Source organism: Pseudomonas sp. TE21435 (genome assembly GCF_056279265.1).
The window spans coordinates 1,503,205-1,521,055 of the sequence record NZ_JBWBQZ010000001.1 but is presented as its reverse complement, the minus strand read 5'-3'; the positions used below and the strand labels follow the sequence as shown (position 1 = coordinate 1,521,055).

2 protein-coding genes (both running past the window's edge) are annotated in these 17,851 nt (G+C 69.4%); both read left to right on the top strand.

Going from position 1 to position 17,851, the window contains the following annotated elements:
* Positions 1–16,188, top strand: the 3' portion of a protein-coding gene (locus tag ACZ9C1_RS06890; protein WP_476253794.1) for a non-ribosomal peptide synthase/polyketide synthase. The gene continues 9,258 nt to the left of window position 1, outside the view; 16,188 of the gene's 25,446 nt are visible here — the last part of the coding sequence; the start codon falls outside the window, past its left edge; it ends in the stop codon at positions 16,186–16,188.
* Positions 16,185–17,851 carry the 5' portion of an amino acid adenylation domain-containing protein gene (locus ACZ9C1_RS06885; RefSeq protein ID WP_476253793.1) on the top strand. 12,868 nt of this gene lie beyond the right edge of the window, so 1,667 of the gene's 14,535 nt are visible here — the first part of the coding sequence; its start codon is at positions 16,185–16,187; its stop codon lies off the right edge, out of view. Before ACZ9C1_RS06890 ends, ACZ9C1_RS06885 begins: the two co-directional genes overlap by 4 nt.

The window sequence follows — 17,851 nt, the reverse complement described above, 5'->3', positions numbered from 1 at the left end:
GCAACGGTCGATATCGAGCGCTTGCGCGAGGGCTTGCAGGCCAGCCTGCCGGCGCATCTGCTGCCGCAAGCCTTGGTCCGCCTGGACGCACTGCCACTGACCAGCCACGGCAAGCTGGACCGCAAGGCGTTGCCGCAACCGGCCATGCTCGCCGCCCAGGACTACGTCATGCCGCAAGGTCCCGTGGAAACCGCCATCGCCGGGCTCTGGGCCGAAGTGCTGGGTATCGAGCAGGTCGGTCGCCACGACAACTTCTTCGAGCTCGGCGGCCACTCGCTGCTGGCGGTCAACCTCACCGCGCGCCTGCGCCAGGCCGGCCTGCAGGCCGACGTGCGCACCCTGTTCGGCCAGCCGACGGTGGCGGCGCTGGCGGCGACCCTGGGCCAGGGCCGCCGGGTCGAGGTCCCGGCCAACCGGATCCCGGCCGGCTGCACCCAGATCACCCCGCACATGCTGCCACTGGTGGAACTGGAACCGGCCGCCATCGAACGCATCCTCGCCACGGTGCCGGGCGGCGCGGCCAACGTGCAGGACATCTACCCGCTGGCGCCGTTGCAGGAAGGCATCCTCTACCACCACCTCAGCTCGCCGCAGCACGACCCCTATGTGCTGCAGTCGCCCATGGCCTTCGACAGCCTGGCGCGGCTCGAAGCCTTCGCCGCTGCGTTGCGCCAGGCCATCGCACGCCACGATGTGCTGCGTACCGCCGTGCTCTGGGAGGGCCTGGCGCAACCGCTGCAGGTGGTCTGGCGCGAGGCGCCGCTACTGGTCGCACCGCTCGAAGGGCAGGACCTGCAACGCCTGGACCTGAGCCAGGCACCGCTGATTCGCCTGCTGTACAGCGCCGATGCCGGCAGCCAGCGGGTCGAGGCACTGCTGCAGTTCCACCATATCGTCCTCGACCACACCGCCCTGGAGATCATCGGCGCGGAACTGCTGGGCTACCTGCAAGGCACCACGGCACCGCTGCAGGCCCCGGTGCCTTACCGCAACTACGTGGCCCAGGCGCGTCTGGGCGTCAGCCAGGCCGAGCACGAGGCGTTCTTCCGCGAGCTGCTGGGCGATATCGACGAGCCGACGCTGCCCTACGGCCTGAGCGACGTGCAGGGCGATGGCCAGGCTATCGAGGAAGCCCAGCTGTGGCTGGACGAGACCTTGGCCGCGCGCCTGCGCCAGCAGGCCCGGCAACTGGGCAGCAGCCCCGCGAGCCTGTTCCACCTGGCCTTCGCCCGCCTGCTGGCCGCCACCAGCGGCCGCGACAGCGTGGTGTTCGGCACCGTGCTGCTGGGCCGGCTGGAGGCCGGCGAGGGCGCCGAGCGGGCGCTGGGCATGTTCATCAACACCCTGCCGCTGCGCCTGGACCTGCAGGGCGCGGCCCTGCCCGAGGCGGTGCGCCATACCCAGCAGCGCCTGAGCGCCTTGCTGGTCCACGAGCATGCGTCGCTGGCCCTGGCCCAGCGTTGCAGCGGCGTACCGGCGCCGGCGCCGCTGTTCAGCGCCATGCTCAACTACCGCCACGGCCAGGAGGCCAGCGAGGCCCGGCGCCTTGACTGGCAGGGCATCGAGTTCCTCGACGGCCAGGAGCGCAGCAACTACCCGCTGAGCCTCAGCGTGGACGACATGGGCCAAGGGTTCCGCCTGGTGGCCATGACCCCGGCGACGGTTGGCGCCCAGCGGGTCTGCGGGCAGCTGCGGCAGGTACTGCTGGCGTTGGTCGAAGGCCTGGAGGCGCAAGCCGGGCAGACGGTGCTGCAACTGCCGGTGCTGCAGGACGAGGAACGCGCCTACCTGTTGCAGGGCTGCAACGCCACGGCGCGGGCCAATGATTCCGAGCAGCCGATCCAGGCGCTGTTCGAGCGGCAAGCCGCACGCGCCCCCGAAGCGATTGCCGTGCACGCTGAAGCGGGGCAACTGAGCTACCGTGAGCTCAACGCCCAGGCCAACCGCCTGGCTCACCACCTGATCGCGCTGGGTGTGAAACCCGACGACCGGGTGGCGATCTGCGTCGAGCGCGGCCTGCCGCTGCTGGTCGGCCTGCTGGCGATCCTCAAGGCCGGTGGCGCCTACGTGCCGCTCGACCCGGACTATCCGGCCGAGCGCCTCGGCCACATGCTCGCCGACAGCCAGCCGCGAGCGTTGCTGGTGCAACAGGCCACCCGCGCCCTGGTGGGTTCGTCGGCGACGTTGGTCGACCTCGATCAGCCGACGTGGGGCGACCTGCCGGACAGCAACCCGCAAGTGCCTGGCCTGACCTCGCAGCACCTGGCCTATGTGATCTACACCTCCGGCTCTACTGGCGTGCCCAAGGGGGTGATGGTCGAGCACCGCAACGTGGTCAACCTGGTGCACTGGAGCGCCGGGCTGTTCCCGAGCGAAGGCGTGGTGCTGCACAAGACCCCGGTGAGCTTCGACGCCTCGGTGTGGGAGCTGTTCTGGCCGCTGTGCACGGGCCTGCGCCTGGTGCTGGCGCGCCCGGATGGCCAGCGCGACCCGCAGTACCTGGCGGGGCTGATCGAGCGGCAGCAGGTCAAGGTGGTGCAGTTCGTGCCGGCCTTGCTGCAGCAGTTCCTCGACGAGGACGCCAGCGCCGCCTGCGCCAGCCTCACCGACATCGTCTGCGGTGGTGGCGAGCTCACCGAAGCCCTGGCCCGCCAGGTACGCGAGCGCTTGCCGCAGGTGCGCCTGCACAACGTCTATGGCCCCACCGAGACCACGGTGGATTGCAGCGTCTGGACCCTGGAAGCGCGGGATCCGTTGCCGACGGGCGCATTGCCGATTGGCCGGCCGATCGACAACACCCGCCTGTACGTCCTCGACGCCCACGACCAGCCCGTGCCGTACGGCGTTGCCGGTCAGTTGCACATCGGCGGGGCCGGGGTGACGCGGGGCTACCTGGGCTTGCCGGAGCAACAGGCCGAGCGTTTCATCGCCAGCCCGTTCGTCGACGGTGAGCGCCTGTACCGCAGTGGCGACCTGGTACGCCAGCGCCACGACGGCGTGCTGGAGTTCCTCGGCCGCACTGACCACCAGATCAAACTGCGCGGCCTGCGCATCGAACCGGGCGAGATCGAGGCCTGCCTGAACCGGATCGCGGGTGTGCGTGAAGCGCTGGTGCTGGTGCACGCGCATCCGCACAGCGGTGCGCGCCTGGTCGCCTATCACCGGGGTGAACCACAACAGGCCGACGCGCTGCGCCGGGCCTTGCTGGCACAGCTGCCGGAGTACATGGTGCCGGCGCTGTTCATCCATCTCGACAGCTGGCCACTGACCCCGAACGGCAAGCTGCAGCGCAAGGCACTGCCGCTGCCGGATCTGCAGGCGGGCGGCTACGAAGTGCCACAGGGCGACACTGAAACCCTGCTGGCCGAAATCTGGGCGCAGTTGCTGGGTGTCGAGCGGGTAGGGCGTCACGACAACTTCTTCGAACTGGGCGGCCATTCGTTGCTGGCCGTAAGCCTGACCGCGCGGCTGCGCCAGGCCGGCCTGCAAGCCGACGTGCGCACGCTGTTCGGCCAGCCGACGGTGGCGGCGCTGGCAACCACCCTGGGGCACAGCCGCCAGGTGCCGGTTGCGGCCAACCTGATCCCGGCCGATTGCACCCGTATCACCCCGGACATGCTGCCGTTGGTTGCGCTGGAGCAGGCCGCCATCGACCGTATCATCGCCACGGTGCCGGGCGGCGCGGCCAACGTGCAGGACATCTACCCGCTGGCACCGTTGCAGGAAGGCATCCTCTACCTGCACCTGAGCAGCGCGGACGCCGATCCATATGCCTTGCGCGCGCAATTGCGCTTCGACAGCCCGGCGCGCTTGCAGGCGTTCGCGCAGGCCCTGGAGCAGGTCATCGCCCGGCATGACATCCTGCGCACCGCGGTGCTCTGGGACGGCCTGGCGCAACCGGTGCAAGTGGTCTGGCGCCAGGCGCCGCTGCAACTGGCGCCGCTCGACGCGCAGCACCTGGCACGCCTGGACCTGGGCCAGGCGCCGCTGATCAGGCTGCTGCACCGCACCGTGCCGGGCAGCCAGCGGATCGAGGCGGTGCTGCAGTTCCACCATATCGTGCTCGACCACATCGCCATGCAGGCGGTGCAGGCCGAGCTGCGCGGCTATCTGTCGGGCCACGACGAGCCGCTGCCACCGTCGGTGCCGTACCGCAACTATGTGGTGCAGGCGCGCCAGGGCGTCAGCGAGGCCGAGCATGAAGCGTTCTTCCGCGCCCGCCTGGGCGATATCGACGAGCCGAGCCTGCCGTTCGGCCTGCGCGAGGTACAAGGCGAAGGGCTGGCGCTCGATGAGGCCGAGGTCGAGTTCGAGGGGGCCCGCTATGGCCGCCTGCGTGACCAGGCTCGCCAGCTGGGGGTGAGCACCGCGAGCCTGGTGCACCTGGCCTGGGCGCGCCTGCTGGGCAGTGCCTGCGGCAAGGACCAGGTGGTATTCGGTACCGTGCTGTTGGGCCGTCTGCAGGGCGGCGAGGGCAGCGAACGGGCGTTGGGCATGTTCATCAATACCTTGCCGCTGCGGGTCGACCTGGGTGAGCTCGGCGTGCGCGAAGGCGTGCTGGCCACGCACTGCGAGCTTTCGGCGCTGTTGCTCCACGAGCACGCCTCGCTGGCCCTGGCCCAGCGCTGCAGCCAGGTGGCGGCGCCGCTGCCGCTGTTCAGCGCCTTGCTCAACTACCGCCAGAGCAGCCGGGCCGCGCCGCAGGCGCAAGCCTGGGAAGGTATCGAGGCGCTGGGCAGCGAGGGGCGCACCAACTATCCGCTGAGCCTGAACGTGGATGATTTCGGCGACGGCCTGCGCCTGGGCGTGCAGGTGTCTGCCCAGGTTGGCGCGAAAAGAGTCTGCACGCAGATGCTGCAGGTACTCGACGGTCTGCTGCTGGCGCTTGAACAGCACCCCGAGGAGCAACTGCAGCGCCTGCCCGTGCTGAGCGCCGATGAACGGCGCCAGGTGCTGGGCGCTTTCAACGACACGACCCAGGCCTACGACCTCGACCAGACCCTGCACGGAATGATCGAGGCCCAGGTGCGGCGCACCCCTGATGCCGTGGCGGTAAAGGCAGAGGAGGGCGAGTTGAGCTATCGCCAGCTGGATGAACAGGCCAACCGCCTGGCCCATCACCTGATCGCCCTGGGCGTGAAACCCGACGACCGGGTGGCGATCTGCGTCGAGCGGGGCCTGGCGATGGTGGTCGGCCTGCTGGCCACCCTCAAGGCTGGTGGCGCCTATGTGCCGGTGGACCCGGAGTACCCGGCCGAGCGCATCCGGCACATGCTCGGCGACAGCGCCCCGCTGGCGGTTCTGGTGCACGCGGCCACACGCCATGTGCCGGCGGCCGGCGCGGTGCCGGTGATCGACCTCGACCTGCCGACCTGGCTGGAGCAACCGGCACAGGCGCCACAGGTGGCCGGGTTGACCCCGCGCCACCTGGCCTACGTGATCTACACCTCCGGTTCCACCGGCCTGCCCAAGGGGGTGATGAACGAGCACGCCGCAGTGGTCAACCGCCTGCTGTGGATGCAGGACGCCTATCGCCTGGGCGCTGACGACGTGGTACTGCAGAAGACCCCGTTCAGTTTCGACGTGTCGGTGTGGGAGTTCCTCTGGCCGCTGCAGACCGGGGCACGCCTGGTGATGGCGCGCCCTGGCGGGCACCGCGACCCCGAGTACCTGCGCGAGGTGATCCGCGCCGAGCAGGTCAGCACCTTGCACTTCGTGCCGTCGATGCTCGATGTGTTCCTCGCCCATGGCGATGTCCTGCCGCACCGCCTCAAGCGCGTGTTGTGCAGCGGCGAAGCCTTGCCCGGCAGCCTGGTGCGGCGCTTCCAGGCACAGCTGCCGACGGTCGAGCTGCACAACCTGTACGGCCCGACCGAAGCGGCGGTGGACGTCAGCGCCTGGCACTGTGTGACGGCGCCGGACAACACGCCGATCGGCAAGCCGATCGCCAATACCACGCTGTACGTGCTCGATGCCCACGGCCAGCCCGTGCCGCGGGGCGTGGCCGGCGAGCTGTATATCGGCGGCGTGCAGGTGGCGCGTGGCTACCTCAACCGCGAGCAACTGACTGCCGAGCGCTTCCTCGACGATCCGTTCGCCAGCCAGGCCGGTGGTCGCCTGTACCGCACGGGCGACCTGGCCCGGCATCTGCCCGACGGCAACCTGGAGTACCTCGGGCGCAACGACGACCAGGTGAAGCTGCGCGGCCTGCGCATCGAGCTGGGCGAGATCCAGGCCTGCCTGACCCGCGTCGACGGGGTCAAGGAAGCCGTGGTGCTGGCCCGCGACCAGCGCCTGCTGGCCTACTACACCGGCGCCCGGCAGGCGCCGGAGGCCTTGCGCGCGGCACTGCTCGGCCAATTGCCGGAGTTCATGGTGCCAGCCTCGTTCACCTACCTCGAGACGCTGCCGCTGAGCCCCAACGGCAAGCTGGACCGCAAGGCGCTGCCGCAGCCAGAGGCGCCGCAGCAGGTCTACGAGGCGCCGCAAGGCGAGGTCGAAACCCTGTTGGCGCAACTCTGGCGTGAGTTGCTGGGTGTCGAACCGGTCGGTCGCCACGACAACTTCTTCGAGCTCGGCGGCCACTCGCTGCTGGCCGTTACCCTGACCGCGCGCATGCGCCAGGCGGGCCTCGCGGCGGATGTGCGGGTGCTGTTCGGCCAGCCGACCCTGGCGGCGCTGGCGGCGGCGGTGGGTGGCGAAGTGGTGGTGGAGGTGCCGGCCAACCGCATTCCGGCCGATTGTCAGCGCATCACTGTCGATATGCTGCCACTGGCGAAACTGGACCAGGCGGCGCTCGACCAGGTCGTGCGGCAGATCCCCGGCGGCGCGGCAAATGTCCAGGACCTCTATGCCCTGGCGCCGTTGCAGCAGGGCATTCTCTACCACCACCTGGCCAGCGCCGAGGTCGACCCCTATGTGCTGCAACTGGGCTTCGCCTTCGCCGGCCAGGCCGAGCTGGACGCCTTCGTTTCCGCGCTGAACCAGGTCATCGCCCGTCACGACATCCTGCGCACCAGCGTGCACTGGCAGGGGCTCGATGAGGCCGTGCAGGTGGTCTGGCGCCAAGCGCGCCTGGACATCCAGCCAGCACTGGACAGCGTGCGCCTGGACCTGGGGCGCGCACCCTTGATGCACCTGAGCAGCAGTGTGGAGCATGGTCGATTGCAGGCAACCCTGCTGCTGCACCATATCCTCCTCGACCATGCCGCCATGGAGCTGCTGGTGGCGGAGGTCGGCGATGTGCTGCTGGGCCGCGAGCCTCAGGGCGACAGCGTGCCGTACCGCAACTATGTGGCCCATGCGCGACTGCGCGATGACAATCAGGCGCAGGAGGCAATGTTCCGCGAGCTGCTGGGCGATATCGACGAACCGACCGAGGTGTTCGGCCTGCGTGACGCGCTGGGCGATGGCAGCCATGTGCTCGACCATCGCCAGTACCTGGACGACAGCCTGGCGCAACGCTTGCGCGGTCAGGCGCGGGCGCTGGGGATCAGTGTCGCCAGCCTGGTGCACCAGGCCTGGGGGCAGGTGCTGGCGCAGTTGTCCGGCCGTGAAGAGGTGGTGTTCGGCACCGTGCTGCTTGGCCGCCTGCAAGGCGGCGAAGGGTCCGAACGGGCGCTGGGCATGTTCATCAACACCCTGCCGTTGCGGGTCAGCGTGGGTGACATGGACGTGGTCGCAGGCGTGCGCCTGACCCACCAGCGCCTGGCGCGCCTGCTGGCCCATGAACAGGCCTCCCTGGCCCTGGCCCAGCGCTGCAGCGGTGTTCCGGCCTCACAGGCACTGTTCACCAGCCTGCTGAACTACCGCCACAGCGCGGCTGGCGGCACGGAGCAGGCCCAGGCCTGGCAGGGGATCGAACTGCTGGCCGCCCATGAGCGCAGCAACTACCCGCTGGTGGTCAGCGTTGACGACCTGGGGGATGGGTTCGCCCTGACCGTGCAGGCGGTGTCGGCCGTGGACGGCGGCTTGGTCTGCCAGTTGTTGCAGGAGGCCCTGGCTCGCTTGGTCGAGGCATTGGCGGATACCCCGGCAATGCCACTGAGCCGGCTGCATGGCTTGCCGGAAGCCGAGCGCGAGCGGGTGCTGCGCCAATTCAACGCCGGCGGGCGCGACTACCCACGTGATCTGCCCGTGCATGTGTTGTTCGAGGCGCAGGCCAAGGCCAGCCCGGATGCGCTGGCGGTGGCCCATGGCACAAGGCGCTGGAGTTACCAGGCCCTCGACCAGCAGGCCAACCGGCTGGCCGGGTATCTGCTGGAACTGGGCGTGCGTGCCGGTGATCGCGTGGCCTTGTTGCTGCCACGCTCCTTCGACCTGCTGGCGGCCCAGCTGGCGGTGAGCAAGTGCGCGGCGGTGTTCGTGCCGCTGGACGGCAATGCCCCGGTCGAACGCCAGGCGTTCATGGTCGGCGACAGCGGGGCGGCGCTGCTGCTGACCCACAGCGACCAGCCCGAAGTGGTGGGGGCGCGCCGGGTCGAAGTCGACCGGCTCGACCTGAACACCTATGCGGCTGCGCCGCTGGGGCTGGCGGTGGAGGCCGGCAGCGCGGCGTACATCATGTACACCTCCGGTTCCACCGGCATGCCGAAAGGCGTGCAGGTGCCGCACCGGGCCATCGTGCGCCTGGTGATCAACAACGGTTTTGCCGACTTCAATAGCCAGGACCGCGTGGCGTTCGCCTCCAACCCGGCGTTCGACGCCAGCACGCTGGAAGTCTGGGCGCCGCTGCTCAACGGTGGCGCGGTGGTGGTGATCGACCAGGACCAGGTGCTGTCGCGCCAGGGCCTGCGTGAGGTGCTGCTGGAGCAGGGCGTCACGGTGCTGTGGCTGACTGCCGGGCTGTTCCACCAGTTCGCCGACGACCTGCTGCCGGCGTTCCGTGGCCTGCGTTACCTGATGGTCGGTGGCGACGTGCTGGACCCGGCGGTGATCGCCCGGGTACTGCGTGACGGCGCGCCGCAGCACCTGCTCAATGGCTACGGCCCGACCGAGGCCACCACCTTCAGCACCACCCACGAAATCACCGCGGTGGGTGAGGGCAGCATTCCCATCGGCAAACCGATCGGCAACAGCCGCTGCTACGTGCTCGATGCCCGCCAGCAACTGCTGCCGGTGGGGGCGGTGGGCGAGCTGTATATCGCCGGCGACGGCGTGGCCCTGGGTTACCTGGGCCAGCCGGAGCTGACGGCCGAGCGCTTCCTGCCGGATCCGTTCAATAGCGGCACGATGTACCGCAGCGGTGACCTGGTCAGCTGGCAGGCCGACGGCACCCTGCGTTACCTGGGCCGCGCCGACCAGCAAATCAAGCTGCGTGGCTTCCGTATCGAGCTGGGCGAGATCGAGGCGCGTCTGGGCGAATGCCCGGGTGTGCGTGACGCGGCGGTGATCGTGCGCGAAGACGTGCCGGGAGACAAACGCCTGGTGGCGTACTTCACCGGCGAGGCCCCGGCCATCGGCGAACTGCACGAGCGCCTGCAAGGTGTGCTGCCGGACTACATGCTGCCGTCGGCTTATGTACGTCTGGACGCGTTGCCCCTGACCGCCAACGGCAAGCTCGACCGCCGTGCGCTGCCGCAGCCAGGCAGCGAGGCCGTGGTCAGCCGCGCCTTCGAGGCGCCGCAGGGCGAGGTGGAGACGGCACTGGCCGCGATCTGGGCCGAGGTGCTCAAGGTCGAGCAGGTCGGTCGCCACGACCACTTCTTCGAACTGGGCGGCCACTCGCTGCTGGCGGTGAGCCTGGTCGAGCGCATGCGCAAGGCCGGCCTGGCTGCCGACGTGCGTGTGCTGTTCGCCCAGCCGACCCTGGCCGCGCTGGCGGCGGCGGTGGGCGCTGGACGAGAGGTGGCCGTACCCGAGAACCGTGTCCCCCACGATGCGACCCGGATCACCCCAGAGATGCTCAGCCTGATCGAACTGGACCAGGCCAGCATCGACCGCATCGTCGCCAGCGTGCCGGGCGGCGCCGCCAATGTGCAGGAGATCTATCCGCTGGCGCCGTTGCAGGAAGGCATCCTCTATCACCACCTGAGTGCGGAGCAGGGTGATCCCTATCTGCTGCAGACCCGCCTGGCCTTCGACAGCCTGGAGCGGCTGCAAGCCTGTGCCGGTGCCTTGCAACAGGTCATCGACCGCCACGATATCTTGCGCACTTCGGTGGTCTGGGAAGGTTTGGCGGAGCCGGTGCAGGTGGTCTGGCGCCAAGCCCGCCTGGACGTGCACGAAGTCACTGGGCTGGGCGAGGAGGCGGTGATCGAGCGCCTGCACGATCATTTCGACGCACGTTCGCAGCGCCTGGACCTGACCCAGGCGCCACTGCTGCGCCTGACCTACGCCATGGACCCGGCCGGGCAGCGCGTGGTCGCGGTGCTGCACTTCCATCATCTGGCCCTGGACCACACGGCGATGGAGGTCATTGTCCATGAAATGCAGGCGTTGCTGTCCGGGCGCCAGCACCTGCTGAGTCCTCCTGTGCCGTACCGCACCTACGTGGCCCAGGTGCGCCTGGGCGCCGCGCAGGCGGGGCACGAAACGTTCTTCCGCGACATGCTCGGCGATGTCGAGGAGCCGACCCTGCCCATGGGCCTGGCCGATGTGCAGGGCGACGGGCGTGATATCGAGGAAGCCCGCCTGCCACTGGACCCCGCCTTGTCGCGCCGGGTGCGCGAACAGGCGCGGGCGCAGGGTGTCAGTGCCGCGAGCCTGATGCACCTGGCCTGGGCCCGCGTGGTGGGCGTGCTGGCGGGGCGTCACGACGTGGTGTTCGGCACCGTGCTGATGGGCCGCCTGCAGGGCGGCGAGGGCGCCGACCGTGCGTTGGGCGTGTTCATCAATACCTTGCCGTTGCGCATCGACACGGCCAAGGGGGCCAGTGACGCGGTGCGGCTTACCCACCAGCGGCTGTCGGCGCTGCTTGGCCATGAGCACGCGTCGCTGGCCTTGGCCCAGCGTTGCAGTGGCGTGGCGGCCTCGTCGCCGTTGTTCAGTGCGTTGCTCAACTACCGTCACAGCCCGGTTGATGTGACCGCGGCTGATAGCGACAGCTTCCAGGGCATGCATCAGCTGGGCGGCGAGGAGCGCAGCAACTATCCGTTGACCCTGAGCGTGGATGACCACGGCGAAGGCTTCACCCTCAGTGTGCTGGCCCTGTTGGGTATCGGCGCCGAGCGGGTCGCGGGCTGGATGAACTCGGCGGTGGCCGGGCTGGTCCTGGCGTTGGAGCAAGATGGCGCGGTGCAGGTCGACACATTGCCCATCCTCGATCACACAGCGCAGGTCCAAGTGCTCGAAGGCTTCAATGCCACGGCTGCGAGCTACCCGAAAGGCCACACCGTGCATGCGCTGGTCGAGGCCCAGGCGCCCGAGGCGCTGGCCGTGGTACAGGGCGAGGTGAGCCTGAGCCATGGCGAGCTGAACCAGCGCGCCAATCGTCTGGCCCATTACCTGATCAAGCGTGGCGTGGTCCTGGGGGATCGCGTGGCGCTGTGCCTGCCGCGCGGTCCGCAGCGGCTGGTGGCGATGCTGGCCGTGCTCAAGGCCGGCGCGGCCTATGTGCCGGTCGATCCGGGTTATCCGGCGGAGCGTATTGCCTATCTGCTCAGTGACAGTGCGCCGACGCTGGTGCTGGTCGAATCGAGCACTGAGTCGCTGGTGGGCGAGGTGGCCAAGGTTGCGCTGGATGGCGATGACTGGGCTTATGAAGCCGACAGCAACCCCGTCGTTACCGGCCTGGACGAGCATCAGCTGGCCTATGTGATCTACACCTCCGGCTCCACCGGCCAGCCCAAGGGCGTGATGGTCGAGCACCGCACCTTGGCCAACCTGGTCCACTGGCATTGCCAGGCCTTCGACCTGGGCGCCGGCAGCCACACCTCCAGCGTCGCCGGCTTCGGCTTCGACGCCATGGCCTGGGAGGCCTGGCCGGCGCTGTGCGCCGGGGCGGTGCTGCACCTGCCGCCGGCGCACATTGGCGGCGAGCACGTGGACGAACTGCTCGACTGGTGGCTGCAGCAACCGCTGCAGGTCAGCTTCCTGCCGACCCCGGTGGCCGAGCAGGCACTGCGCCGCGAACGCCAGCACCCGACCCTGCGCACCTTGCTGGTGGGCGGCGACCGCCTGCGCCAGTTCGACCGTGATCCGGGCTTCGTGCTGGTCAACAACTACGGCCCGACCGAAACCACGGTGGTCGCGACGTCCGGTCAACTTCAGCCGGGTGGCGCGCTGCATATCGGCAAGCCGACCGCCAATACCCGCGTCTATGTGCTGGATGCGCAGCGCCAGCCGGTACCGGTCGGCGTGACCGGCGAGCTGTACATCGGTGGCGCGCAGGTGGCCCGCGGCTACTTCAACCGCCCCGACCTTACCGCCGAGCGTTTCCTCGACGACCCGTTCGCCGCTGGCCGTATGTACCGCAGCGGCGACCTGGTGCGCTGGAACGTCGACGGCACCCTGGACTACCAGGGGCGCAACGATGACCAGGTGAAGATTCGCGGTGTGCGGGTCGAACTGGGCGAGATCGAGGCCGCGCTCAAGGCCCAGCCGGGCATCGCCGATGCCGTGGTGCTGGTGCGCGACGAGCGCCTGCTGGCGTGGTTCACCGAAGCGGCAGCGGTCGATATCGAGCGCCTGCGCGAGGGCTTGCAGGCCAGCCTGCCGGCGCATCTGCTGCCGCAAGCCTTGGTTCGCCTGGACGCCCTGCCGTTGACCAGCCATGGCAAGCTGGACCGCAAGGCGCTGCCGGATCCCGATCCCTCGGCCCTGGTTCGCCACGCCTATGTCGCGCCGACCGGTGCTTCCGAGGTGGCAATAGCCGCGATCTGGGCCGAAGTGCTGGGTATCGAGCAGGTCGGTCGCCACGACAACTTCTTCGAGCTCGGCGGCCACTCGCTGCTGGCGGTCAACCTCACCGCGCGCCTGCGCCAAGCGGGTCTGCAGGCCGACGTGCGCACCCTGTTCGGCCAGCCGACAGTGGCGGCGCTGGCGGCGACCCTGGGCCAGGGCCGCCAGGTCGAGGTCCCGGCCAACCGGATCCCGGCCGGCTGCACCCGGATCACCCCGGACATGCTGCCACTGGTGGAACTGGAGCCGGCCGCCATCGAACGCATCGTCGCCACGGTGCCGGGCGGCGCGGCCAACGTGCAGGATATCTACCCGCTGGCGCCGTTGCAGGAGGGCATCCTCTACCACCACCTCAGCTCGCCGCAGCACGACCCCTACGTGCTGGCCTCGCGCATGGCGTTCGCCAGCCAAGAACGCCTGCACGCCTTCGTCGATGCCCTGGGCAAGGTGATCGCCCGCCACGACGTGCTACGCACCTCGGTGCTGTGGGACGGCCTGCCCCAGGCGGTGCAGGTGGTGTGGCGCCAGGCCGCTCTGGCGGTGTTCGAGGTGGCGGATGAAGCCGCGGTGCCGCACGCCCTGGCCCTGGAGCAGGCCCCGCTGGTGCGCCTGTACCACTGGTCGGACCCGCAAGGTCCAGGGTTGCTGGCCGCGTTGCAATTCCACCATATCGTCCTCGACCATACCGCTCTGGATGTACTGGGCCGCGAGCTGGTCGGTTACCTGCAGGGCGCAGCGGTGCCCGCCGGGCAGGGCGCGCCGTACCGCAACTACGTGGCCCAGGCGCGCCTGGGCGTCAGCCAGGCCGAGCACGAGGCATTCTTCCGCGAGCAACTGGGTGATATCGACGAGCCGACCTTGCCCTACGGCCTGGGCGACGTGCAGGTCGATGGCCAGGGCATCGAGGAGGCCCAGCTGTGGCTGGACGAGACCCTGTGCGCAGACCTGCGGCAACAGGCCCGGCGGTTGGGTGTCAGCGTCGCCAGCCTGTTCCACCTGGCCTACGCCCGCCTGCTGGCCGCCACCAGTGGCCGCGACAGCGTGGTGTTCGGCACCGTGCTGCTGGGCCGGCTGGAGGCCGGCGAGGGCGCCGAACAGGCCTTGGGCATGTTCATCAACACCCTGCCGCTGCGCCTGGACCTGCGCGCCACGACCTTGCTGGACGGCGTGCATCAGACCCAGCAGCGCCTCAGCGCCTTGCTCGCCCACGAACATGCGTCGCTGGCCCTGGCCCAGCGCTGCAGCGGCGTACCGGCGCCGGCGCCACTGTTCAGCGCGATGCTCAACTACCGTCACGGCACCCAGGCGGACGAGGCCCAGCGCCTGGCGCTGCAGGGTATCGAGACCCTGCAGAGCAACGAGCGCAGCAACTATCCGCTGAGCCTGAGCGTGGACGACATCGGTGCAGGCTTCCGTCTGGTGGCCCTGGCCCCGGCGGCGGTCGGCGCCGCGCGGGTCTGTGAGCAACTGCGGCAGGTGCTGCAGGCCATGGTCGAAGCGCTGGCATGCGAGCCACGCCAGGCGTTGCTGAAACTGCCGGTGCTGTCGCTCGATGAGCGCCGTCAGCTGGTGCACGACTGCAACCACACGGCGCGGCCTCACGAGCTGACCCAGACCCTGCAGGCGCTGTTCGAGGCCCAGGCCCTGCGTACGCCCGAGGCCGTGGCCATCTGCGCGGAGCAGGGTGAGCTGAGTTATGCCCAGCTCAATGCCGAGGCCAACCGCCTGGCCCATCACCTGATCGCGCTGGGTGTGAAACCCGACGACCGGGTGGCGATCTGCGTCGAGCGCGGCCTGCCGTTGCTGGTCGGCCTGTTGGCGATCCTCAAGGCCGGTGGCGCCTACGTGCCGCTCGACCCGGACTATCCGGCCGAGCGCCTCGGCCACATGCTCGCCGACAGCCAGCCGCGAGCGTTGCTGGTGCAACAGGCCACCCGCGCCCTGGTGGGTTCGTCGGCGACGTTGGTCGACCTCGATCAGCCGACGTGGGGCGACCTGCCGGACAGCAACCCGCAAGTGCCTGGCCTGACCTCGCAGCACCTGGCCTATGTGATCTACACCTCCGGCTCTACTGGCGTGCCCAAGGGGGTGATGGTCGAGCACCGCAACGTGGTCAACCTGGTGCACTGGAGCGCCGGGCTGTTCCCGAGCGAAGGCGCGGTGCTGCACAAGACCCCGGTGAGCTTCGACGCCTCGGTGTGGGAGCTGTTCTGGCCGCTGTGCACGGGCCTGCGCCTGGTGCTGGCGCGTCCGGATGGCCAGCGCGACCCGCAGTACCTGGCGGAGCTGATCGAGCGGCAGCAGGTCAAGGTGGTGCAGTTCGTGCCGGCCTTGCTGCAGCAGTTCCTCGACGAGGATGCCAGCGCCGCCTGCGCCAGCCTCACCGACATCGTCTGCGGTGGTGGCGAGCTCACCGAAGCCCTGGCCCGCCAGGTACGCGAGCGCTTGCCGCAGGTGCGCCTGCACAACGTCTATGGCCCCACCGAGACCACGGTGGATTGCAGCGTCTGGACCCTGGAAGCGCGGGACCCGCTGCCGTCGGGCGCATTGCCGATTGGCCGGCCGATCGACAACACCCGCCTGTACGTCCTCGACGCCCACGACCAACCGGTGCCGTTCGGCGTTGCCGGTCAGTTGCACATCGGCGGGGCCGGGGTGACGCGGGGCTACCTGGGCTTGCCGGAGCAACAGGCCGAGCGTTTCATCGCCAGCCCGTTCGTCGACGGTGAGCGCCTGTACCGCAGTGGCGATCTGGTACGCCAGCGCCATGACGGCGTACTGGAGTTCCTCGGCCGCACCGACCACCAGATCAAACTGCGCGGCCTGCGTATCGAACCGGGCGAGATCGAGGCCTGCCTCACTCGTGTGGCCGGGGTGCGCGAAGCCGTGGTGCTGGTGCACGACACCCAGCCGGCCGGCCCGCGCCTGGTGGCCTATGTCACCGGCGACGTGCCGCCGGCCGAGGCCTTGCGCGAAGCGTTGCTCGGGCAACTGCCGGAATACATGGTGCCCGCACTGTTCATTCCGCTGCCGGCCCTGCCGCTGACCGCCAACGGCAAGCTCGACCGCAAGGCGCTGCCGGCAGCTGACCTGCCGAGCCGCGACTACGAGGCGCCGGCCGGCGATACCGAACAGCTGCTGGCGCGGATCTGGAGCGAGCTGCTGGGCGTGGAGCGGGTAGGGCGCCATGACAACTTCTTCGAACTGGGTGGCCACTCGCTGCTGGCGGTGACCCTCACCTCGCGCCTGCGCGAAGCGGGCCTGGAGGCCGACGTGCGCAGCCTGTTCGAACACCCGACGCTGGCAGGCTATGCCGCCATCACAGACAGAATGGAGATCGTCCTGTGAGCATCAACGAACTACTGGCGACACTGACCGCCAACAATGTCCAGCTGGCCCTCAAGGATGGCCAGCTGGTGGTCCAGGGCAATCGCCAGGCCCTGACCGACACGGCCCTGGTGGCACGCTTGCGCGAGCACAAGCCGGCGCTGGTCGCCCTGCTGGAGCGCGGTGAATACGTGGCGGCGCGCCAGGGCAGCGTCGAAGTGCCGGAGAACCGCATCCCCGCCGATTGCGAGCGCATCACGTCCGCCATGCTCAGCCTGGCCGACCTCGACCAGGACAGCCTCGACCAGCTGGTCGCGGCCATCCCCGGCGGGGCGGCCAACGTGCAGGACATCTACCCGCTGGTGCCGCTGCAACAGGGCATGCTGTTCCACCACGCCAGTGCCGGCGAGCATGATCCCTATGTTATGCAGGCGCGCTTCGTGTTTGCCGACAGCAGCCGGGTCGAGGCCTTCGCCCAGGCGCTGCAAGGGGTGATCGAGCGGCACGACATCCTGCGCACCTCGGTGCACTGGAAAACCCTGGAAACGCCGCTGCAGGTGGTCTGGCGCAAGGCCCGGCTGCGTGTCGTGCAACTGGCTCCCGGCGCGTTGCCCGACACTGGCTTCGACCTGACCCAGGCCCCGCTGATCCGCCTGCAGTGCCAGGCGCCGGAGCCCGGCGGGCAGGTCTACGCCACCCTGCAGTTCCACCACGTGGCCATGGACCACAGCGCCCTGGAAGTGGTGCGCCACGAAATGCTCGCCTTCCTGCTCGGCGAGAGTGCCCATCTGGGCCGGCCGGTGCCGTTTCGCAACCACGTGGCCCAGGCCCTGCTGGGCGTGAGCGAGGCCGAGCACGAGGCGTTTTTCCGCGACATGCTCGGGGGCGTCGATGGGCCGACCCTGGCCTATGGCCTGGGCGATGTGCAGGGTGACGGCGCGGCGCTGGACGAGCACGCCCTGGATCTCGACCTGGCGTTGTGCCGCGACCTGCGTAGCCAGGCGCGCAGCCAGGGGGTGAGTGTCGCCAGCCTGTTCCACCTGGCCTGGGCGCGGGTGCTGGGTGGCCTGACCGGGCGCGAGCAGGTGGTGTTCGGCACCGTGCTGATGGGGCGCCTGCAAGGTGCCGAAGCCACCGACCGGGCGCTGGGCATTTTCATCAATACCTTGCCGCTGCGGGTCGACCTGGATGCCGTCGACCTGCCCACGGCGATCAAGGCTACCCACCAGCGCCTGAGCACGCTGATGCGCCACGAGCATGCGCCTCTGGCCCTGGCCCAGCGCTGCAGCGGCGTGGCGGCACCGACGCCATTGTTCAACGCCTTGCTCAACTACCGCCACAGCGCGCCCTCGGGTTCCGAGGCGGTGCGCCGGGCAGGCTGGGCAGGTATCGAGATCGTGCATGCCGCCGAGGCCACCAACTACCCGTTGACCTTGAGCGTCGACGACTTCGGCGAAGCCTTCCGCCTGACCTTGCTGGCCAGCCCCGAAGTGCCGGCGCAACGCGTCTGCGCCTATCTGGAGCAGACCCTGCGCAGCCTGCTCGCGGCCTTGGCGCAAGCTCCCGCTGTTGCCGTCCGCGCGTTGCCGATGCTGCCGGACGAAGAGCGCGAGCACATACTGGGAACTTTCAACCAGACCCCTGGCGCCACAGACACTCATGGGCCGTTGCACCGGCGCATCGA